The following is a 21,715-nucleotide window of genomic DNA, read 5'->3' on the forward strand; positions in this document are numbered from 1 at the left end:
GTCGTGCCGCGCCGCATCGCCCCTGCGCCCGGGCGCCCTACTTGGCCAGCTTGTCGATCACGCGGGCGATCTCGGCGATCTTCTCGTCCTTCTCCTCGGGTGTCCCCGCGTCGGCGGCGGTGCGGACGCACCCCTCGATGTGGGCCTTGAGGACGTCCGCGTTGATGCGGGCGATGAGTGACTCGGTCGCCATGAGCTGCGTGGATATGTCGATGCAGTAGCGGTCGTCCTCGACCATGCGCAAGATGCCGTCGATCTGTCCGCGGGCGGTCTTGAGCAGGCGGACGGTGCGGTCCCGGTCGGCCATCATGGGCGGGCCTCCTTCTTGAGGGTCGGCGAGCGCCTGCGACCGGCCGCTCCGCCAGGGGCGGGGGCGGGCCGGATGCGCGGGCGCTCGGGGTTCGGACGGGTCGCGGGCGTTACGCCGCCTCGACCGACAGCGCGCGGAACGTCTCGCCCGCGGACGCGACCGCATCGGCGAGCTGCTGCGGGGCGATCGTGTCGTCGCAGCTCACCTCGACGCGCTGCGCCTCGTGGTCGGCGTCGGCGTACGAGACGCCGGGGACGGCGAGCAGCGCGGTCTCGACTTTCGCATCGCAGTGGCCGCACATGAGGCCCGAGGTCTTGATGATGTACTCCATGGTTGGTTCCTCCCTGTAGTTGGGTTTGCGTATCAGAATACCGGTTATCGGCCGCGATGGCCGCCGTTCTCGGCAAGGCGGGCGATCCCGCGTGGATGCCGCGGCGCTATCGCGCGTCGGCGCCTTGTCGACCGGCGCGGCGCCGCTAGGCCTTCGGCTTGAAGCCCCTCAGGCGCAGTGCGTTGGCGACGACGCAGACGCTCGATGCGCTCATGGCGGCGGCGCCGAACATCGGCGAGAGCTGCCAGCCGAGCAGCGGGTAGAAGAGCCCGGCTGCCAGCGGGATGCCGCAGGCGTTGTAGACGAGCGCCCAGAACAGGTCCTGCTTGATGTTGCGGATCGTCGCGCGCGAGAGCTCGACCGCGCGCGCGACGTCCATGAGATCGCTGTGCATGAGCACCACGTCGGCGCCCTCCTTCGCGACATCCGCCCCGGCGCCGATCGCCAGCCCGACGTCGGCGCGGGCGAGGGCGGGGGAGTCGTTGATGCCGTCGCCCACCATGGCGACGCGCCCGCCGCGCTCCTGGAGCTCTCGGACGTGCCGCTCCTTGTCCTCGGGCATGACGTCTGCGATGACGGCGTCCGCCGGCAGGCCGACGCGCCGGGCGACCGCCTCGGCGGTGGCGCGGTTGTCGCCCGTGAGCATGACCGCGCGGATGCCGAGCCGGCCCAGCTCGGCGATGGCCGCCGCGCTCGTCGGCTTCACCTCGTCCGCGACGGCTATGACGCCCGCGAGCTCCCCGTTTTGCGCGAAGAAGAGCGGGGTCTTGCCCTCCCGGGCGAGCGACTCGGCGAGATCTCCGTCGACTGCCACGCCGAGCTCGCCCATGAGCGCGGCGTTGCCGGCGGCGACCTGGTTGCCCCCCTCGCGTGCGGTCACGCCGTGTCCCGGTATGGCGCGGAAGTCCTGCACCTGGCGGGCGACGATGCCCATCTCCTCGGCGCGCTCCATGATGGCGGCGGCCAGCGGGTGCTCGCTGCCGTGCTCGAGGGCGCAGGCGAGCTTCATGAGGGCGCGCTCGGAGAGGACGGGCGAGCCGTCCGCGCGCGCGGCGGGCAGGATGTCGGTCACGGACGGGGCGCCGTACGTGACCGTGCCCGTCTTGTCGAGCACGACCGTGTCGACGGCGTGTAGGTTCTCGAGCGCCTCGGCGTTCTTGAACAGGACCCCCATCTCGGCCCCGCGCCCCGTGCCGACCATGATCGCAACGGGCGTGGCGAGCCCGAGGGCGCACGGGCAGCTGATTACCACGACCGCGACGGCGGCGGTGAGCGCCTGGTTGATGCTGCCTCCCGCGACGATCCACGCGGCGAAGGTGACCGCCGCGATGCCGAGCACGACGGGGACGAACACGCCGGCCACCTTGTCCGCGAGCCGCGCGATCGGCGCCTTGGTGGCGTTCGCCTCCTCGACGAGACGCACGATGCGCGCGAGCGCGGTGTCGGCGCCCACGCGGGTGGCGCGGAAGGTGAACGAGCCGGTTCGGTTGACCGTGGCCGCCGACACCGTGTCTCCGGGCCCCTTTTCGACGGGGATCGACTCGCCCGTCAGGGCGCTTTCGTCCACGGCGGACGCCCCCGAAAGCACGACGCCGTCGACCGGGATGGACTCGCCGGGCCGCACGAGCACGGTCTGCCCGACCGCGATGCGCTCGACGGCGACGGTCGTCTCGCCGCCCTGGTCATCGAGGACGGCCGCCGTCTTGGGGGCGAGGTCGATGAGCGCCTCGATGGCGCTGCCCGTCTTGGACTTGCTGCGGGTTTCCAGGTACTTGCCCACGGTGACGAGCGTGAGGATCGTGCCCGCGCTCTCGAAGTAGAGGTTGTCCATGGCCGTCATGTGCGCGGCGTGGATGTCGCCCGCGGCGAGCTGGTCGGCCATGACGAACATCGCGAACGCCGACCAGCCGGCGCTCGCGCCGGCGCCGATCGCGATCAGGGCGTCCATGGTGGGCGCGCCGTGCGCGAGCGAGGTGAGGCCGCCTTTGAAGTAGGCGCGGTTGACGTAGAGGATGGGGACGGTGAGGACGAGCTCGGTGAGGGCGAGCGTCATGGCGTGCGCTGGGTCGGTGAAGACGGACGGGACGGGCCAGCCGAGCATGTGCCCCATGCCTATATAGAAGAGCGGGATCCAGAACGCGAACGAGGCGGCGAGCCGACCGCGCATCGCGCGCGCGGTCTCTGCCAGCTTCTTGGTGGGTGACTCCATGCGCGCCGGAACGGCGGATGCCTGGTTGCCTGCCGACTGCGCGGCGCCGCCGCCGACGGGTTTCGCGGTGTAGCCCGCGCGGTCGACGGCCTGCGCGATCGCGTCGGCGTCGAGGCGGTTCTCGTCGAAGTCGACGGCCATCGAGCCGGCGAGCAGGTTGACCGAAACGTCGCTCACGCCGTCCAGCTTGGCGACGGCGCGCTCCACATGGGCCTGGCAGGCCGTGCAGGTCATGCCGCCGACGTCGAAGTTCTCGTGTGCCATGGATGCTCCTCCGGTATCGATATCGCCGCTTCTCCCGCGACGCGCTCTTTCGCAAAACTGGGCCGTCTTGGCTATCATACCCCCACACCCCCAGGGGGTATTCGAGAAAGCGATAAAAGTTTGACTTGGGTTACATAGGCGTTCGCATGCGCGTCGGGCCGTATGCCGGCTTTATCGCAGGGAATGGCCTTTATCACCTTTGCCGTCCGGCCGGACAGTGCGGATCCGAGGGGCTTGGGGGTGCGGAGGGCGGGCGTGGGGGACGGTTCGGCGATTTCGCGTGGCGCGCAGGAAGTGCGCCGAGGTAGGCTGGAGCATAGCGCGGGCTTTCGATGCCCGTCTGCGCGCATCGAGGGGTTAAGCAGGACGAAGCCGACGCGAGTCCAGGGCGGTGACGTGCGATCGCGCTCGCGGTGCAGGGCCGAGAAGCCGGCTAAGGGGCGGCGCCCTGGGTTGCCTGCGTGCCCGAAAGGAGACGTATCATGGGGTTCTTTTCCGAATTCGCAAAGGCGGCGAGGGGCGGGGAAGCTGGCGATCGCTATCTCGTGGCGGGTCGCGAGGTCACCTGCCCGCATTGCGGCGGCACGCGGTTCTTCGAGGGCGACGCGCTGCTCGATTCGCGCGGCGCGTCGTTCGTGGGTCTCGACTGGGCGAGCAAAGGCGCGGTGACCCTTACGTGTTGCGCCTGCGGCCACGTCGACTGGTTCGCGGACGGCGGGTTGGTCGAAAAGGCATAAATCGTCCGCGTGGTGCGGTCCGAAGAAGGGTTGCTGGGTGTCGGTATATCCATATTAAACAATAACCCTCTCATTTTTTGGACAAATCCGCCAGATAATGACGATGACAGGGGGTTTTAGATTTCCGGTTTTGCCCGAATTGGCCTTCAGGGGCATCCGGATGCTTCCAAAGCAAGCGTTTTTGAATAAGTCGACCCACTCATTGTGAGTCTGCGTGCGTCACCATCGTCATTATCTGGCGAATTTGTCCAGAAAAGCAGGGGGTTATTAGTTGTTTTAGATTGAAAGACCCCCTAAAGCCGTTTCCGCTGTCTTTGCTCGAGTGAACGCGCGCGTGTCGGCGATGGTTGGCCGTGCGGTGCCCGGAGGTGATGGCGCGTCGCCGAGAATCGCCCCGGAACGGTGGGACGGGCGGGCCGGTGCTTTCGGGTGCCGGCACGGCGCGTGCCCTGCATGCCCCATCGGCGCGGTGCTTACCCTGTATATATACGCCACGCGCACGCGTCGCGGTGCCTGCTGCCGTAGACGCCCCACATGCCCCGTGCGCAGCGCGGGGCATGTGGGGTTCTGCTGTGGAAGGGCGCCGCTGACGGGGGAGGGACGCCCCCAGCGCCTATACTTGCCGGCGGTGGAACCTGCTCCACGCGATTGCGGATGTACCCTCGGCGCGACTTGTTGCCGGCGGCGTACCTGCCGGTGCGATCGCGCTCCACCGCGCGGACCGGCCCGCGCCCTCGTGCAGACATCCTATGCGCGGACGGTGCGACGAGCACGCCCTCGGGGCGTGCCGTGCCTGCTGCCGTGCGGAAACGGACTACTTTGACTTCCACCGATACCCAAGATATGAATCGCCCCGCAGACCTTGATAAAGCCGCCGTGACCTTTGCCGACCTCGGTCTTTCCGAGACGGTGCTCTCTGCCGTGAAGGACATGGGCTACGAGACCCCGACACCCGTCCAGGCCGCCTCGATCCCCGAGGTCCTTGCCGGCCGCGACCTGCTCGCCGCCGCCCAGACCGGCACGGGCAAGACCGCGGCGTTCCTGCTGCCCACCATGAACGACCTCGGCCATGTCGTCCCGCCTGCCAAGAAGGGCGAGCGCGGCCGCCGTCGTGCCAAGGCCGCCCGCGGGCGCGGACCGCTGATGCTCGTCATCACCCCCACGCGCGAGCTTGCCCAGCAGATCGACGGCGTGTGCTCCGCCATCGCGCGCCGGACCGGGCATGTCGCCGTCACCGTGGTGGGCGGCGTGAGCTACGGTCCCCAGAAGCAGAAGCTCGCCGCGGGCTGCGACGTGCTCGTCGCCACCCCCGGCCGCCTCGTCGACCTCATCGAGCAGGGCGCCGCCAACCTCGACGAGGTGGGCGTGCTCGTCCTCGACGAGGCCGACCGCATGCTCGACATGGGCTTTTTGCCTCAGGTGCGCCGCATCGTCGAGCGCTGCCGCGACGAGCGCCAGACCCTCCTGTTCTCGGCGACCCTGGACGAGGAGGCCGTGGGCTCCATCACCGACCTCGTGCGCGACCCCGCCCGCGTCGAGATCGCGCCGGTGACCTCAACCGCCGACACCGTCGACCAGTACGTGCTGCCCGTCTCGGGCGACTGCAAGAACGGCCTGCTCACTCAGGTGCTCAAGCGCGAGGGCGCCGAGCGCGCGATCGTGTTCGTGCGTACCAAGCGCCGCGCCGACACCGTCGCCCGCCGTCTCGAGCGCTCCGGCATCAAGTGCGGCGCCATCCACGGTGACCGCAGCCAGGCCCAGCGCGAGCGCGCGCTGCGCGACTTCCGCGAGGGGAGGGTCCAGGTGCTCGTGGCCACCGACGTCCTCGCCCGCGGCATCGACATCTCCGACGTCCGCTACGTCATCAACTTCGACGTGCCCGAGGAGCCGACCGACTACATCCACCGCATCGGCCGCACGGGCCGCGCCGGCGAGCTGGGCTTCTCCATCACGTTCGTCACGCGCGACGACGCGGACGAGTTCTTCGACATCGAGGCGCTGATGGGCAAGACCGCCGACCTCTACGACGCCGAGGGCCTGGTGCTCGGCGCCAACGCCCCGAAGATCGACCCCGATCGCGTCCCCGCGGAGCACGTGCCCAGCAAGAAGGAGAAGAAGCGCCGCCGCCAGCGCGCCAAGAAGCGCGAGGACAAGCGCGAGAAGGCCGCCCGCGCGCCGCGCCAGCGCGACATCGAGCGCCGTCGTGACCGCGAGCTGCTGGATTCGTTCGGAGGCGCCTCGGGCGACCGCTCGGGCGAGGAGGGCGGCGCGCGGCGCCGTCCGGGCGGCGAGCGCCCCGGCTCGGCGGAGCAGGCCGCCCGCCCGAGCCGCCGCAAGCGCAGCGGCCGCACGCGTGTCCATGCCGAGGAGCCCGTACGCGAGCAGGCCGCGCCGGAGGGCAACCGCGCCGAGCGTCGTGCCGCGAAGTTCGGCGATGCGTCCAAGTACGAGCGCTCCGGCCGCGGCGAGGGCCGTTCCGGCGACCGCTCCGACCGCCGTTCCTCTCGGTCCCGCGACGAGCGTGCGGGAGGTCGTCCCGATCGCGACGGGCGCGGCGGGTCTGAGCGCGCGCCGCGCGGCGGCCGCGACGCCTGGCGCAACTACGACGAGGCAGGAGACGGTCGCCGTCGTGGCGGCAACGGAGGCCGCGGAACCCGTGGCGGCCGCGGCGGTGGGCGCGACAACCGCTCGAGCTACGGTTCCGCTCCGCGCGGCGGCCGCGGCTCGGGCCGCCGACCCGGTGACGGCGGCGGCCGCCGCTAGCCGGTAGCTCGTCGGCGAGCCCGGGGCGTTTCGCTCCGTCCGGCTGCGGGCTCTTTCCATATCCGGTGCCGTTGGCCCCCGACCCGCTCCATCGTAGCGGGTCGGGGGCCATTCCTATGCGCTTTATGGGTATCATGGGTCCATACGAGGTTACGGAGGTGCCCTATGAGCCTGACATGCGAGAACGACGAGCGCGCAGCCGATGGCGCGGCGCCTGCAACCGAGTGCTCGACCCGACTCGCGGCAGGGCCCGCGTCCGCTGCCGCAGCTGAGCCCGCGGTCGAGTCTTCGGATGGGCCTGCGGTGAAGCTCGCGGTCCCGCCCGCGAGCCCCGCCCCGCCCGAATCTCCCGTCCCGGCGGCCCCCGTGCCCAAGCGCCAGCATCGCTGGCTCGCCGCCGCGGCAGGCGTCGCGGCGGCGTTTTCGGCGATCCAAGTCATAAGCATGGTGATCGGCGTGCTGCTGGTCCTCGTCACCCAGGCGGGGGCCGTCGTCGATCAGGCCGTTGCGAGCGGCGCCGCGATCTCCGAGGCGGATGTCGATATGGCCCTCGAACGCGTGCTGGAGGTGCTCGACGATCCGTCCTCCATCCAGATGGCGTTGATAGCCGTCGGGGGCCAGCTGCTCGCGCTTGCGGTCATGTACCCCTGGTGGCGCCACGTTGCACGCCGGTCGCTCATGCCGCGCATCGATGCGGCCCGCATGCCCGTGGGCCCCGTGCGCGCCGGGGCGGGATTGGTCCTGCTCGGGTTCGCGGTCCAGATCGTCCTCGGCGTCGTGCTGACGCTCGTGCTGCCCCTCTTCCCCGAGACCTCGGCCGAGTACGACCAGCTCATGGCGCCGGCGACAGGGGACGCGGTGCTCATCGAGATGGTGTCGGTGGCGATACTCGCTCCGCTGCTGGAGGAGGTCGCGTGTCGCGGCATCATGCTCGAGTACGCGCTGCGCTGGGCGCATCCCGCCTGGCGGGGTGCGAAAGGCGCCTCGTGCGTCGCCGCGCCGCCTCCGGCCGCCACCGCGTCTGCGTGCGGCGAGGGGAGCCTGACGGCCCCCGTTCCTGCCGCGGCGTGCCCCGGCGCCGCGCCGGTTCCTGCCGTTGCGACCGTCTCCGTGCCTGCGCCCGCGGTGGGGATGAGGGCGTTCTGGATCGCCAACGTCGTGCAGGCGCTGCTGTTCGGCCTGATGCACGGCAACATCGTCCAGGGCCTGTACACGTTTGCGACCGGGCTCGTGCTCGGCTTCCTGTACTGGCGCCTTGGGGACCTGAGATACCCTATCCTGCTGCACTTCGGGCTCAACGCGAGCTCGTACCTCGTCGATCCGCTGTCCGAGCTGCTGTACGCATGCGTGCCCGAGTCGCTTCAGTTCGGTGCCTATGCGCTGGTCGGCATCGTCGCGCTGGCCGTCGCGCTGCAGATGCTCGCGCCGGTCTTCCGCCCTGCCGGGCAAGGCGGCGAGGCCGCAGCCTCGGCATGACGCCGTGCGGCGCGCGCCGCGATCGCGCTGCCTTCAGCGTGCGTTCATTCGAGGGCGGTGGCCCATCGGATCCGTCGACGCGCGCCCTCGCCGCATCGCGTGCGGCTCCATATGCTCCCCCGGCGCCGCAGGCATCGTCGCGCTGCTGCGGGCTGGCGCCCTTTGAGCGAGCAACGCTGCCCGAATGCGTCGTTCGGCCCTTGCTTATTATGGCGCTTAACGGTACAAAGGGAAGAGGCTGTTTGGGTCGAGGAGAATCGAGCGCTCAATGGATGATTTGAAGCAGGGGGGGGGTCGTCACGAGCTGACGATCTGACATCCGGCGCTGCCGGTCGCGATTCGGGGCCAGACGGGCCGCGCCGGTCGAGGCGCTTTCTTGCGCTGGTCGCCGCCGTTGCCGCCTGCCTTGCTGCGCTCTTCCTCGTCGTGGCGGTGCTTCCCGGCGTCTTGCGCTGGGGCGCTCCCGTGATACGCCCCAACGTGATCATCTACGATGAGGAATCCTCGCCGTTCACGATTATCGAAAGCAATTCCAGCAACATCATCGTCTCGTCGACGGAGGGGATCGAGGAGGGCTCGATCGTCAACTCCGGTGTGATCGACGCCGCTCCCCAGGGGCTGTTGCGCAAGGTCACCGCGATTCGGGCCATCGAGGATGGGTATCTGCTGGAAACCGACCCTGCGGCGCTCACCGAGGCGATCGAGTGCTGCGATATCCACGCGACCGTCTCCATGGGCGAGGACGGCACTTACATCGTGTCAGAGCAGACCGGTCAAGGTGCCGAAAACTCGCTCGTGCAGCAGGCGTTTGCCGAAGGCGGCGCGCTGGACAACCTGTTTGTGTATCCGGAGCAAGGGACCGATGCCGAGAAGGTGTCCCCGGTGACCGCGACCGCGGGGATGAAGTTGGAGGTATCGCTCAAAATCGACCGCGGCAAGGTTGACATGTCCGTCATCGGGCGCGTCGGCGCGGAGCTTGCCATGAAGGAGCTCTCCGCGAGCTTCGAGCGCAATCTGTTCGACCGGGACCTCTTGCCGTTCACGATTCCCGTCGGGCCCCTGATGATCCCCATCGACACGAATCTCGCCTTCGATATGGCGCTCGATGTATCGAGCCAGGCCCTCGACATGGACGTCGCCGCCTCGCTGGGATGCGAGGTGGGCTTCGAGTACACCACCGACGACGGTTTCAAGGCCATCTGCGAGAACACGTCCAAGAAGCCATCGGTGCGCTTCAATCCCGGTGACGACCTGTTCAGCGTCTCTGCGGAGGGTGGGTTTACCGGAACACTCGGCCTGCGCATCTTTGGCATCGCGGGCCCCGACCTCTCCATAGGGCTCGCGACGGATGCGGGTGCGCGCCTGCAGACGGTGCCCGAGGGGGAGAAGACCAAGGGAGCGATCGAGCTCCCGGGATGCGACGCGAAGCTCCGCGGCATGATCGAGGGCAAGGTGTACGTGCCCCTGTCCGGAACGTTCCGTTGCTCCACGCCCAAGTTCAACCCGTTCGACACCTTGGGGTCGATTGTCGATTTCGAGGGCATCGAGCTGTTCGACACGGGCGACTCCCTCGTCCTGCTCTCCATTGACGAGACCTTCGGCGAGATCGAGGAGGCCTTCCCGAACGCATACACCACCAAGCTCTACACCGAGCTCGACGAGCCCGGCCCGGCTCTGACCTTCGGGTACCCCGATTCGTGGAGAATCGTGGACCGCGAGGTGGACGAGGAGCTTGGACGCGAATACGTGCGCCTAAAAAACGATCGCGATGCGGTCGTGTCGCTTGAGTGGTGGCTGGCCAAGCCGGTGCCCATGCCCTCCATGCGCGCCACGATGATGGGCCGGTCCGGCGATGCCGAGGTGCTGCAGGATGTCTCCTTCACGGGGAGGGCGTATCCGGGTGTCGACGACGATTTGTTCGCCAAATTGGGACGCAATGTCCTGCAGGGAGGCGCCGAGCGGCTGCTGCCCTGGCCCGAATCTATGGACGAGTCGGCGAAGTCCGTAGAGCTTTCTCTGGTTCGGCAGGACTACCGGAACGCGATGTCCAGCGTGCCCGGTATGGCTGAGGATGGCTACGCCCTGTGGAGGGTCGTCCCGGCTGTCTCTTCGCCCCAGGAAGCAGCCGCCCTGCTCGATAACGAGTACCTGAGCGACCCCGATGCCGGCTACCCCGCCCCGTTCTTCTACGGGTGGATTGATTTCCACGGTACGAGCGGATTCGAAGGTGAGTCCTCTTCCGAGGATGCCGCCGAGATCGTCGCGATCCTCGCGAGCCTGAGGCAAATCCCCGCGTCCGATTGACGGGACGCTCCCATGCTTAGATAGGGATTCCGTGCGCGGAATCGAGAAAAAGGAGGCGTACGCCATGTTGTGTCCCCAGTGCGGTGCGGAAAGCGCATCCGGAACCGCGTTCTGCAGGCAGTGCGGAACGAAGTTGAATCAAGATCAGGCAACGGCCGAGACGGTGCCGCCCGCGCCGTCGGAGCCGACGGTGGAGCCCGCCGTCGAGCACGATGTCGAGTCGTCTGGCGGGGCTGCCGCCGAAGTCGAGCCCGCCGTCGCGTTCGAGCCCGCGGCCGAATCCAAGTCCGAGCCCGCCTCGCAGCCGGTCCCGCAGTCCGGATTCAAGAAGCCTGTTTTCAACAAGCCCGTTCCCAAAAAGGCTGTGATCGCGGCCATCGCCATCGCGGCCGTCACGCTCATCGCGTTCACGGCATGGAGTCTCCTCGGCAGCTCACCGAAGATCTCGGCCGAGCAGGTCGAGAGCGACCTCATTAAGGAATGCGGTCTCACAACCGGTTTCCTCTCATCCTCGTATGTCGAGGACACCCCGTATGAGGTCACCTCGTTCGAGGTGGTGAGCACGGAGAAGCTTCCCAAGGGTGGTGACCTCACGAACATGGAGACGTACGACGTCGAGGTGAAGGGCACCGTGGCGAACGAGAGCTTTGAGTCGACCTTCGCCGGCTCCGTGCAGTACATCTGGTATCCCGAAGAGCTCCGAGTCGATGACGAGGAGTTTGTCTTGATGACCGATCTCGAGGTCGCGGACGTTTCGACCAAGCCGCTCAAGGGCATCGACTACGTGAGCGATACGGATGAGGACTGCGAATACGAGAACGAGGAGATCTCGTTCGACGAGAAAGACGGGACGTACACCTCGGTCCTGACGCGTACGGAGGTCATGGGGACCTGGTTCGTGAAGGAGAGCGTCGACCAGAAGTACGTTTTCGAGTTCGATGAGGAGCACGGTTGGCAGGCTGAAGGCGAGCCGGAGCTCAGCAATCAGAAGACGGAGTGGCTGATCGCCGGGAAGACCTTCGAGCTGACGGAGTATCCGCAGTCCGGAAACTATGACGGCAGCGTGGTGAGCTCCATCTCGCTCGGCCCGATTGACGAGAACGGTGCCCAGGTGAGCGCGACGTACACCTACGATTACACGACCACGCAGGTCTCCGCCATCAGCTCCAGCTGGACCTATCAGAACGTGAACCTGTCCGGCGACCTCACGGGTACCGTGAGCAGGGAGCCCGGGAGCGGCTATGCCGAACTTATGCTCAAGGACGAGGCAAACGGGGTCTCCTTTACGTTCAGGCTCTCGGATGACGAGGAGGACGCGAAGGCGAAGTGCATGCGCGGGTCCATCGAAACCGAGTCGGTCGTCCTCGTGCGCGACGCAACCTCGACGAACGATATGTACGATGCTTCGGATCTGGTCTACACGATGAAGGATGCGTCGGAGTAGACGGTCCTAAGCTCTATAGCTGCTGAGGCATGCCGTGTGCGCAGATAGGGCGCGGCGGCTCCGGATAGTGCGAACGGGATGTCGCGTGAGGCGGCATCCCGTTTTCGCTTCACGTCCTATCGGGGTTCTTGTTGCTGCGGCGTCGGCGCGCGCTGCGTCCGGAAAGGTCGCACCGCGTCCGCGGGCGCCCTCAGTGCCGGTTGGCTCCTTGGCGTCCCTGGGCGGCGCGGTTGCGCGCGTGCGGGTTGGTGCCCGCGGCGCCCTTGCCCGTGCGCCCGAAGGCGCCGCCGCGACCGCCGTTGCCCTTGCCGCCGTTCCCGCCGAAGCCCGATGCGCCGCTGCCCCCGCGCTTGCCGCCGCTCCGCTTCTTGCTCGAGCCGCCCTTGGCGCCCGATCCCGCCGGCGGGACGGGCCCGATGAGGCACTTGGGCCCGTAGCCGATGAGGTCCTCGCGGCCGGCGCGCAGCAGCGCCTCGCGGACGAGCCTGTAGTTCTCGGGCTTGCGGTACTGGATGAGCGCGCGCTGCATGGCCTTCTCGTGCGGGTCGCGCGGGATGTAGACCGGCTCCATGGTGCGCGGGTCCACGCCGGTGTAGAACATGCAGGTGCTCATGGTCGAGGGCGTAGGGTAGAAGTCCTGCACCTGCTCGGGCATGTAGCCCATGTCGCGCACGGCCTCTGCCAGCTCGACGGCCTCCTTCATGGTGGAGCCCGGATGGCTCGAGATGAGGTAGGGAACCACGTACTGCTTGAGGCCGTACTCGGCCGAGAGGCGCTCGAAGCGCTCGACGAAGGCGTCGTAGACCTCGCGGCGCGGCTTGCCCATGACGGACAGGACGGCGTCGCTCACGTGCTCGGGCGCCAGGCGCAGCTGGCCGCTCACGTGGTGCTGGAGCAGCTCGACCAGGAACTTGTCGCTCGCGTCGGCCATGGTGTAGTCGAAACGGATGCCGCTGCGCACGAAGACCTTCTTGACGCCGGGGAGCTGCCTCAGGTCGCGCAGCAGGTCGGCGTAGGCGTCCTCGTTGGTGTCCATGTTGCGGCAGACGCTCGGCCATAGGCAGCGGCGGTTCTTGCACACGCCGTGCGTGAACTGCTTTGTGCACGCGGGCTTGAAGAAGTTCGCTGTGGGGCCGCCCACGTCGTTGATGTAGCCCTTGAACTCGGGGTCGCGCGTGAGGGCTTCCGCCTCGCGGATGATGCTCTCGCGGCTGCGGACCTGCAGCATGCGGCCCTGGTGGAAGGTGAGCGCGCAAAACGAGCACTCGCCGAAGCAGCCACGGTTGCTGGAGATGGAGAAGCGGATCTCGTCGAAGGCGGGGATGCCGCCGGCCTCGTCGTAGTCGGGGTGCCAGTGGCGCGCGTAGGGCAGCTCGGCGACCTCGTCCATCTCGGCGGTGGTGAGGGGCGCCGACGGCGGGTTCTGCACCACGTAGACGCCGTTGGGGTAGGGCTCGACCAGGCGCCCGCCGGTGATGGGGTCCATGTTCTGCTGCTGGATGTTGAAACCGCGCGCGTAGGCGAGGCGGTCGGCTTCGAGCTCGTCCCAGGAGGGGAGCAGATCGTAGTCGTAGACCTCGTCGAGCGCGCCCGCGCCGCTCGTGCGGTAGACGGTGCCGTTCACGTAGGTGATCTGGTCGACGGACAGCCCGCCCGCCAGCGCGTCGGCGATCTCGACGATTGCGTGCTCACCCATGCCGTAGATCAGCAGGTCGGCGCTGGAGTCGAGCAGCACGGAGCGCTTGAGCTTGTCCTGCCAGTAGTCGTAGTGCGCCAGGCGGCGCAGGCTCGCCTCGATGCCGCCGATGATGATGGGCTTGTCCTTGTACGTGCGGCGGATGAGGTTGCCGTAGACCGTGACGGCGCGGTTGGGGCGGCGCCCCGCCTTGCCGCCGGGGGTGTAGGCGTCCTCGTGGCGCGGCTTCTTGTTGACGGTGTAGCGGTTGACCATCGAGTCCATGTTGCCGGCGGACACGAGGAAGCCCAGGCGCGGCTCGCCCAGCGCGGCGATGCTTTCGGGGTCGGTCCAATCGGGCTGGCAGATGATGCCGACGCGGTAGCCCGCGTGCTCGAGTACGCGGGTGATGATCGCCATGCCGAAGCTCGGGTGGTCGACGTAGGCGTCGCCGCAGACGTAGACGAAGTCGCAGGCGTCCCAGCCGCGGGCGTCCATGTCGGCGCGGGAGACGGGCAGGAAGGCCTCGCGGGAGGGACGGCCCTTGGGGTGGACGGCACGGACGGTGGAGTGCTTGGCTGCATGTTCGCCGGCGGGTTTGGATGGTGCGCCGCCGTCGGCCTTGCCGTGTGCGGCGGCCTTGCGGTTCTTGGCGGGGCGGGTGCCGCTCGCGGCGGGCTTGCGGTTGGTCGGGGATTTTTCCGCTCTCGCCGGCTTGTCCTCTCCAGGTTCCCGGCTGGTTTTCCTCTTGGCGGCCTCGGGTCGAGAGGGCGAGGGCTCACGGTGTCCCCCACGGGCAGGGGCAGGGTTCTTGGCGGGACGTTTGGACATGTTGCTCGCTTTCGTCGGATTCGATCGCGTTCCAGCATACGACAAGCGTGCAGCCCATCGCCGAGGCATCAGATGGGTAATCCATAAAACAGAAGCTCGCGCCGCGGCGAGCGGCTCGAAGCCGTCGGTGCATCCCCGCGCGGCGGTCCGTGTCCGGGTGCAGATGCGGGGCGCCCGCGCTGTTGCGGTGCTAGATGTCCGCGGATCCCATACGCTCGAGGGTCGCGGGCAGCTCGTGGAGCGTGGGCAGGATCTCGTGGCACAGGGCGCGGATCTCGGGCGTGGGCTCGTTGTAATCGGGGACCATGATCACGCGCATGCCCGCCGCGGCGCCGGAGCGCACGCCGTTGAAGGAGTCCTCCACCGCGACGCACCGCGCGGGCTCGACGCCGAGGCGCCCGGCGGCGACGAGGTAGACGTCCGGCGCGGGCTTGTGGTGCTGGATGTCTTCGTCGAAAACGGCGGCATCGAAGAGCGCCATGAGGCCGAAGCGCTCCATGCTGGCGACGGCGCGCTCGCGGACGCTCGAGGTTGCGAGCGCCACGGCCGCTCCGGTTGCGCGGGCGGCCGCGACGGCCTCCGCTGCGCCCGGCTTGAGCTCGAGCTCGTCCTCCCAGGTGGCGTCGAAGATCTCGTGGCGGCGATCGAAGAGGCGGGCCGTGAAATCGGGGTCGCCGAACTCCGCGTCGATCATCTTCATGGCGTCGGGGATGCTGCAGCCCACGAAGGCGTGCAGGATGTTCTCGGGGATCGCGATGCCGAAGTCGCGCCCCGCCGCGCGCCATGCCGCCTGGCTCACGCGCTCGGTGTCGACGAGGGTCCCGTCCATATCGAAGATGACTGCCTGCATGCCGGCTCCTTGGTCGCAATGGTCCACAGCATGGTAGCAGTTCGGCGGCGTGCGCACGACGGCGCCCTGCGGCATGCCGGCGGCCGCGTTGCGGTGCGCCGCGCGCTGCGAGCGGGAATCTGGGCCGCGCGAGGCGATCGGAAGTGGGTCTGCGTGCGCATGGGGTACGTTTTTCGTACTCGTTTTGGTTTTCGCCAAGTAGACCGCTGCATCCTGCGATAAAACCCCAGCTCGCTGAAGAGCGAATTCGGGGTGTACTTGGCCATGCGCTCAATCGGTACGAAAAACGTGCCCGATATGACGATCGTCGGTGCAGGCCGCACGGAAACCGTGCCGCATCGGCCTCGGATCACGGGCCAAGCGCTCCGGTTCTCGCGCGCAGGGCGACCGGGTTCGCCTGATCGCCGTTGCCGGGCGCCCCGCGCGTCCGCGGCCGCCGCGCTAGAGCAGGCTGCCGTGCCGGTGCACGTACGCTGCCTTGACGGCCCCGCAGAGCAGCAGGTAGAGGGTCATGCATGCGAGGAGCAGCGCAAAAAACGGCAGCGGGAGCGGGTGCAGCCCGAGTGCCGGCCCCACGACGGGCAGATAGGGCAGCGCCGTCACCGCGGCGACCCCGCCCACCGTGAGGACGGTGAGGGAGGCAGCCGGCCTGCTTCCCGCGAAGGGCAGGTGCTCGGTGCGCAGCATGTGCAGCACGAAGGTCTGCGTCCACATCGACTCGACGAACCAGCCGGTCTGGAACACGGCGGCGAACAGGGCGGCCTGCGCGGGGCTCGTGAGCCCGGAGAACGGGGCGCCCACCACGAGCGGGCAGACGAAGAAGAACATCCCGAGGTAGGTGAGGATGTCGAACACGGAGCTCGTCGGCCCGAGCCACAGCATGAACGACACGATGGACTGGGCGTCCCAGGTCTTGGGCTCGCGCAGGAACTCGTCGTCCACGTTGTCCCAGGGAATCGCCGCGCAGCTCACGGTGTACGCCACGCCCAGCAGCAGGAGCTGCAGCGCCGTCATGGGCAAAAACGGCAGGAACGCGCTGGCCACGAGCACCGAGAACACGTTGCCGAAGTTGGAGCTCGCGGTGGTCTTGATGTACTTGATGGTGTTGCCGTAGGTGCGGCGGCCCTCCATGATGCCGCGCCCGAGCACCATCAGGTCCTTCTTGAGCAGGATGATGTCGGCGCTCTCCTTGGCGATGTCGACGGCGGTGTCCACCGAGATGCCGCAGTCGCTCGCGCGCATGGCGGCGGCATCGTTGATGCCGTCGCCCATGAAGCCCACGGTGCGGCCGCCGCGCTCGCGCAGGACGCTCACCACGCGCTGCTTCTGCAGCGGCGAGAGCTTGGCGAAGAGCTGGCACTCATCGGCGCGGCGCGCGAGCTCGGCGTCGTCGAGTGCGTCGACCTCGCTGCCCAGCAGCATGCCGGAGGGGTCGATGCCCACCTTGCGGCACACGGCCGCGGCGACGCCCTCGTTGTCACCGGTGAGCACCTTCACGCCCACGCCGTACTCGGCGAGCTTGGCCACGGCGGCAGCGGCGCTCTCCTTCGGCGGATCGAGGAAGGCCAGGTACCCTATGAGCACCATGTCGGACTCGTCGGCGCGGGAGAAGGCACCCGCGGGGCGCGGGTCGGTCTTCTGGGCAACCGCGACCACGCGCATGCCCTCGTCGTTGAACCCGCGCACGCGATCCAGCACGCGCTCGCGCAATCCGTCGGTGAGCGGCTGGACGCGGCCGTCGTATTCCACGCACGTGCACGCGCCGAGCACCTCTTCCACCGCGCCCTTGGTGATGAGCTGGGTCTTGCCGCCGGCGTCCTCCACGACCACGCTCATGAGGCGGCGCTCGAAGTCGAAGGGGATCTCGTCCACCTTGGTGTAGCGGCTCTCGAGCTCGCGCACGGCGGCGTCGGTCTCCGCGAGCTCGCGCGTCTTCTCGATCACCGCGACATCGATGAGGTTCTTGAGCCCGGTCTGGAAATAGCTGTTGAGGAAGGCGTGGCGCAGGACGCGGTCGTCGTCGCGGCCCATCACGTCCATATGGCGCTCGAGCACGACCTTGTCCTGGGTGAGCGTCCCGGTCTTGTCGCAGCACAGCACGTCCATTGCGCCGAGGTTCTGGATGGCGCTGATGTTCTTCACGATGACGTCGTGGCGGGACATCTCGGTGGCGCCGCGCGCCAGGCAGGTGGTCACGATGACGGGCAGCATCTGCGGGGTGATGCCCACGGCGATGGAGATCGAGAACAGCAGCGCGTCGAGCCAGTCGCCCTTGGTGAGGCCGTTCACGACGAACACGATCGGGCACATCACGAGCATGAACGCCACCAGCACGCGGGAGACCGCGGCGACGCCGACGTCGAAGCTCGTGCGCACGGGCTTGGCCTCCAGGGCACGGGCGACCCTGCCCAGGTAGGTGCTCCGTCCGGTGCAGAGCACGACCGCGGTGGCCGAGCCGCTCTGCACGGTGGTTCCGGCGAAGGCGATGTTCGTGCAATCGGAGATGGACAGCGCGCGGGGCGCATCCTGATCCCCAAAGACCGCATCGGAGCACTTCTCGACCGGCTCGCTCTCGCCGGTGAGCGCCGACTGGGTGACGAACAGGTCCTTGGCGGTGACGATGCGCACGTCCGCGGGGACCATGTCTCCGACGGAGAGGCGGACGATGTCCCCGGGGACGATCTCGTCCATGGGGATCTCGGTGCCCGCGCCGTCGCGACCCGTCGCCCCGTCGCGCCCGGCCTCGCCCTCGCGCACGACGCAGCAGGTGGTCGTTACCATGTCCTTCAGCGCGGCGGCGGCGCTCTCGCTCTTGGACTCCTGGGAGAGGCGCAGCGTTCCGGAGGTGAGCACCATGATGCCGATGATGACGGCGGTCGAAGGGTCGGCCTCGCCCGGGGCGGCGAGGATCACGTTGGTGTAGACCGAGATGGCCGCGAGCGCGGCGAGGATGAGGATGAAGGGGCTGACGAAGGCGGCCGCGAGGCGGCGGAGGGGAGAGTCGCGCCGCTCCTCCTCGACGACGTTTTTGCCGTAGGTCTCGATGAGCTCGCGGACGGAGGCCTCGTCGAGGCCGTGCGCGTCGCTGCCGAGCTCGTCGAGCACCGCGGAGGCGTCGTGGGTCGCGGCATAGGTCACCAGGCGATCGAGTTCGCTGGTCTGAACGGTCCGCTTCTGGGAGCGGAAGCGGTGGAGCTGCTGAATCGTGCACGTCATCTTGGACATATCGCACCTCCTGATCCTTGCTGTACGGGGCGCCGAATGCGGCGCCGACTCTGGGGAAGGGCACAGGATCGCCGTGGATGGCCAGGGGAGCTCCGCTCCCGACGCGGCGGTGCCGCACGGGAGGGGCGCTCGCTGGAGGCGGGCGGTGCATGCTGGTATCGATTGTGGTGGGGTGGCGGGCCGTTCGGGATGCGCGGCCGGGGCGCTCGGCTTCTAGCGGAGCGTGCGAGTGGTGCGGAGGGCCTGCCACGGACGCAATCGAACGTGCGCCGCATTGGGCGATCCGCTGCCGGGGACACCGTCCATGGCTGCACCTCCTTGCGGTCTGGCCGAGGCCTCGTATAAACCTAGCGAAAGTATAGGTAATGGAAGACGCCTGTCAACGGGGTTCGAGGGCATATTCCAAAACCTTACGCGGAGCTTGCGGAAGACCGGCTCCGAAAACGGCGCTAACGATACACCTGTTGTAAATCAATCATATGTACACCATATGGCGATTGCCTGAAGAAACGGGACGCGGTGTGCGGGAGGGCGGCGCCTCGTCAAGGGCATGCCCCGATGGCGCGACGGGGCGCGCTTCGGCCTTAGCCCCGGCATCGATCGAGGGGCCTCGGATGGGGGACGGGCACGTTTCTGAGGCTTGGGCGCGCCGATGCGAGCAGCCGGCCCCGTCTTGCGCGGAGGTCGTCCCCCTGCGTCGAGGATCCCCCTGCGCCGAGGACCTCAATGTGGTCCGCAGTCCCGACCTCAAGTTAGGGACTGTCCCTGATCTGAGGTCGGTCGCCTGTTCCCGGGCACCCGCCCCCGCCTCGCCTCTCCCGGCGTCGACCTCGATCGAGGGGCCTCGCTCACGCTCGCGACCTCAATTTTGGGGCCGCCCCTGATCTGAGGTGCCGTCGAGCGCCGGCCTCCCGACGCCTGCCCTGGCGTCCGCCCCTCCCTGGCGCTCGCCGCGACGCCCGGGCCCTGCGCCTGGGATGGGGCTGGGGACCTCATATGAGGGGCTGCTCCTGATCCGAGGCGGGTGCGGAAGCCGAGGGCGCTGGGCGCTATGTTGCGGTTTTCGGTCGTATTCGCGTTGGCGGGAAACGCGGCGCGCGCGGTGTCGTACCCTAGAGGCGGAAGGCCCCGCCGTGCCGGTGGGGATGTGGGAAGGAGGGCGCATGGAGCGCGCGAAGCAGGTCTCGGAGTCGATCGAGCTCGGCATCATCCTCGCCCTCGTGGGCGGCTTCATGGACGTCTACTCCTACATGGGTCGCGACGGCGTGTTCGCCAACGCGCAGACGGGCAACATCCTGCTCGTGGGGGTGCACCTTTCCGAGGGCGACCTGCAGCTCGCGCTTCGCTACTTCCTTCCGGTTCTCTGCTTCGCCGTCGGCATCATGGCGAGCGACCTTGTCCATGAGCGCATGTCGAGCGCGATGCACTGGCGGCAGGTGACGGTGCTCGTCGAGGCCGCCATCCTCGTCGCGGTCGGCCTGCTCTCCGCCGACTGCAACATACTCGCCAACTGCCTCACCTCGCTCGCCTGCGGCATGCAGGTCGAGAGCTTCCGCAAGATCCACGGGCGCGGCATCGCCACCACCATGTGCATCGGCAACCTGCGCAGCGCCCTGCAGAGCGTGGATGACTACATCATCACGCACAACCGCGGGTTCCTTGCGAACGGCGCGCTCTATTTCGGCGTCATCGCCGTTTTCGTGCTCGGTGCGGTGCTGGGCAACTGGTGCCTCGAGCGCTTCGGGCTCTCGTCGATCGCCCTTTGCTCGCTGCTGCTGTTCGCGGCGTTCCTGCTCATGTTCTCCGACCGCGAGGCCCGCGCGGACCAGGGCGCCCGCGAGGTCTCGGACGAGTTGGAGTAGCCGGTCGCGTCGGTCGCCCGCCGCCTTGCTAGCGGAGCGCCCGCACCACGGTGCCGCCGCCGAGCACGACGTCCCCGGCGTATGCCACGACTGCCTGACCGGGCGCGATCCCGCGCTCGTCCTCGTCGAACGCGAGCTCTACGGAGCCGTCTGCGCCGCGGCGCATACGGCATGCGCGCGTGGGGTGGTGGTAGCGGATCTTCGCGCCCGCGGGCACCCCGGCCGCGCCCGCTTCGTCGAGGAGCTCCTCCATGGCGTCCGCCGGGGCGCTCCAGACCCAGTCGTCGGCGATGAGCCCTGAGGCCAGCAGGTCGTCGGCCTCACCGAGCGTCACGGTGTTCGCGGCGGCATCGATGGCCGTCACGTACACGGGGTGCGCGCAGGCGACGCCCAGCCCCTTGCGCTGGCCTATGGTGTAGCGGATCGCGCCGCGATGGCGGCCCAGCACGTTCCCCGCGGCGTCGACGATGTCGCCCTCGGGAAGGGCCCGTCCGCGCCGCCGCTCGATGTAGCTCGCGAAATCGTCGTCCGGAACGAAGCAGATGCCCTGGCTGTCGCGCTTGCCGGCGTTCTCGAAGCCCTGCTCGCGCGCGATGCGGCGCACGTCGGCCTCCTTGCGCAGCTCGCCCAAGGGCAGCAGGACGCGGGCGAGACGCTCCTGGGTGAGGGAGTAGAGCACGTAGCTCTGGTCCTTCGTCGGGTCGATGCCCGTGCGCAGCGCATGCACGCGCTCGGGTCCGCCGCAGCGCGCGCCGATCTCGTCGAGCAGGCCGGCCGCGGGGCCGTCGGGGGCCGGCATGTCGGCGAGCAGCCCGGTGCGGCCGTAATGCCCGGTCGCGATGAAGTCGCAGCCTTCCGCGCGTGCGTGGTCGAGCAGCGCGCCGAACTTGAGGTGCCGGTTGCAGTCGATGCAGGGGTTCGGGGTGCGCCCCGCCTCGTAGGTTCGCACGAACTTGTCGACGACGGCGTCCGCGAAGGTCGCGCGCATGTCGAGGGCGCTCCAGGGCATGCCGAGGCGTCGGCAGACCGCCGCCGCGTCGTCGGCCTCCGAGGCCGCGCCGCACGACGACGGCCCCGCGCAGCCGCCCGAGAGCAGCATCGTGGCGCCGATGCAGTCGTATCCCGCCGCCTTGAGCAGGTACGCGGTCACGCTGGAATCGACGCCGCCGCTCATGGCCACGAGCACGCGCTGCATGGGGGTCCGCCTTTCGCTCGGATGATGCGCGGCACGGAAGCCCGGGTGGGCCCGCGGCGCCGCGCGGACAGGTCTAGGTAGTGTAGGGGATGCGCCCGGAGGCGTTCAAGAAGTCCGTGCGCCGAGGCGCGTGCCAAAGGGGACGTACCCTAACGGCACGCCGAACGTTCAGCCGTGCCGTTAGGGTACGTCCCTCTTGGCGAGGGCCTGTCCCCTTTGGCACGCGGCGGCGCTGCCGC

At 68.5% G+C, this 21,715-nt stretch carries 13 protein-coding genes; 6 read left to right on the plus strand and 7 right to left on the minus strand.

What is annotated here, in order from left to right:
* Nucleotides 1–37: 37 nt before the first annotated feature.
* From BQ7355_RS04305 to BQ7355_RS04315, 3 genes are all read right to left on the minus strand, one after another.
* Complete coding sequence (locus BQ7355_RS04305; protein WP_072415086.1) at nt 38–310, minus strand: metal-sensing transcriptional repressor; 273 nt, start codon at nt 308–310, stop codon at nt 38–40.
* A gap of 109 nt (nt 311–419) precedes the next feature.
* A complete protein-coding gene (locus BQ7355_RS04310; protein WP_072415087.1) occupies nt 420–641 on the minus strand; it encodes a heavy-metal-associated domain-containing protein in 222 nt (73 codons plus the stop codon).
* A gap of 145 nt (nt 642–786) precedes the next feature.
* On the minus strand, nt 787–3,114 hold the full coding sequence (locus BQ7355_RS04315) for a heavy metal translocating P-type ATPase (RefSeq protein WP_072415088.1): 2,328 nt from the start codon (nt 3,112–3,114) through the stop codon (nt 787–789).
* Between the two features lie 482 nt (nt 3,115–3,596).
* On the opposite strand from BQ7355_RS04315, the gene BQ7355_RS04320 reads away from it, so the two are divergent.
* The 5 genes from BQ7355_RS04320 (at nt 3,597) to BQ7355_RS04340 (ending at nt 11,838) form a co-directional block, all read left to right on the plus strand.
* Nucleotides 3,597–3,851 (plus strand): DNA-binding protein, encoded by a 255-nt coding sequence (locus BQ7355_RS04320; RefSeq protein WP_072415089.1) that lies wholly within the window; start codon nt 3,597–3,599, stop codon nt 3,849–3,851.
* An 843-nt stretch (nt 3,852–4,694) separates the two neighbouring features.
* Nucleotides 4,695–6,614: a DEAD/DEAH box helicase gene (locus BQ7355_RS04325; protein WP_072415090.1), complete on the plus strand. Its 1,920-nt coding sequence runs from the start codon at nt 4,695–4,697 to the stop codon at nt 6,612–6,614.
* Between the two features lie 165 nt (nt 6,615–6,779).
* The gene (locus BQ7355_RS04330) at nt 6,780–8,090 is read left to right on the plus strand and encodes a CPBP family intramembrane glutamic endopeptidase (RefSeq protein ID WP_072415091.1); all 1,311 of its coding nucleotides are present in this window, start codon (nt 6,780–6,782) and stop codon (nt 8,088–8,090) included.
* Between the two features lie 465 nt (nt 8,091–8,555).
* A complete protein-coding gene (locus tag BQ7355_RS04335; protein WP_072415092.1) occupies nt 8,556–10,394 on the plus strand; it encodes a hypothetical protein in 1,839 nt (612 codons plus the stop codon).
* A gap of 133 nt (nt 10,395–10,527) precedes the next feature.
* Nucleotides 10,528–11,838 carry a hypothetical protein gene (locus tag BQ7355_RS04340; RefSeq protein WP_143761723.1) on the plus strand — a complete coding sequence of 437 codons (1,311 nt, stop codon included), beginning with the start codon at nt 10,528–10,530 and terminating at the stop codon, nt 11,836–11,838.
* 190 nt (nt 11,839–12,028) lie between these two features.
* On the opposite strand, the gene BQ7355_RS04345 is transcribed toward BQ7355_RS04340, so the two are convergent.
* From BQ7355_RS04345 to mgtA, 3 genes are all read right to left on the minus strand, one after another.
* Nucleotides 12,029–14,344, minus strand: coding sequence for a YgiQ family radical SAM protein (locus BQ7355_RS04345; protein WP_240307314.1), 2,316 nt, complete (start codon nt 14,342–14,344; stop codon nt 12,029–12,031).
* A gap of 190 nt (nt 14,345–14,534) precedes the next feature.
* Nucleotides 14,535–15,194 carry an HAD family hydrolase gene (locus tag BQ7355_RS04350; protein ID WP_072415094.1) on the minus strand — a complete coding sequence of 220 codons (660 nt, stop codon included), beginning with the start codon at nt 15,192–15,194 and terminating at the stop codon, nt 14,535–14,537.
* A gap of 441 nt (nt 15,195–15,635) precedes the next feature.
* A complete protein-coding gene (gene mgtA, locus BQ7355_RS04355; RefSeq protein WP_083581550.1) occupies nt 15,636–18,419 on the minus strand; it encodes a magnesium-translocating P-type ATPase in 2,784 nt (927 codons plus the stop codon).
* Nucleotides 18,420–19,582: 1,163 nt separating this feature from the next.
* Between mgtA and BQ7355_RS04360 the strand changes: the two genes are divergently transcribed.
* Nucleotides 19,583–20,281 (plus strand): YoaK family protein, encoded by a 699-nt coding sequence (locus BQ7355_RS04360; protein WP_072415095.1) that lies wholly within the window; start codon nt 19,583–19,585, stop codon nt 20,279–20,281.
* 28 nt (nt 20,282–20,309) lie between these two features.
* Here BQ7355_RS04360 and mnmA read toward each other — a convergent pair whose 3' ends face one another.
* Nucleotides 20,310–21,476, minus strand: coding sequence for a tRNA 2-thiouridine(34) synthase MnmA (mnmA, locus tag BQ7355_RS04365; RefSeq protein WP_205407563.1), 1,167 nt, complete (start codon nt 21,474–21,476; stop codon nt 20,310–20,312).
* Nucleotides 21,477–21,715: the final 239 nt, after the last annotated feature.

The organism is Collinsella phocaeensis, from assembly GCF_900119895.1.
Lineage (GTDB): Bacteria > Actinomycetota > Coriobacteriia > Coriobacteriales > Coriobacteriaceae > Collinsella > Collinsella phocaeensis.

Coding starts and splice junctions, on each gene's coding strand:
- BQ7355_RS04325 (WP_072415090.1), top strand. CDS start 4,695: ATGAATCGCCCCGCAGACCTTGATAAAGCCGCCGTGACCTTTGCCGAC.
- BQ7355_RS04315 (WP_072415088.1), bottom strand. CDS start 3,114: ATGGCACACGAGAACTTCGACGTCGGCGGCATGACCTGCACGGCCTGC.
- BQ7355_RS04360 (WP_072415095.1), top strand. CDS start 19,583: ATGGAGCGCGCGAAGCAGGTCTCGGAGTCGATCGAGCTCGGCATCATC.
- mnmA (WP_205407563.1), bottom strand. CDS start 21,476: ATGCAGCGCGTGCTCGTGGCCATGAGCGGCGGCGTCGATTCCAGCGTG.
- BQ7355_RS04310 (WP_072415087.1), bottom strand. CDS start 641: ATGGAGTACATCATCAAGACCTCGGGCCTCATGTGCGGCCACTGCGAT.
- mgtA (WP_083581550.1), bottom strand. CDS start 18,419: ATGTCCAAGATGACGTGCACGATTCAGCAGCTCCACCGCTTCCGCTCC.
- BQ7355_RS04345 (WP_240307314.1), bottom strand. CDS start 14,344: ATGTCCAAACGTCCCGCCAAGAACCCTGCCCCTGCCCGTGGGGGACAC.
- BQ7355_RS04330 (WP_072415091.1), top strand. CDS start 6,780: ATGAGCCTGACATGCGAGAACGACGAGCGCGCAGCCGATGGCGCGGCG.
- BQ7355_RS04305 (WP_072415086.1), bottom strand. CDS start 310: ATGATGGCCGACCGGGACCGCACCGTCCGCCTGCTCAAGACCGCCCGC.
- BQ7355_RS04320 (WP_072415089.1), top strand. CDS start 3,597: ATGGGGTTCTTTTCCGAATTCGCAAAGGCGGCGAGGGGCGGGGAAGCT.
- BQ7355_RS04350 (WP_072415094.1), bottom strand. CDS start 15,194: ATGCAGGCAGTCATCTTCGATATGGACGGGACCCTCGTCGACACCGAG.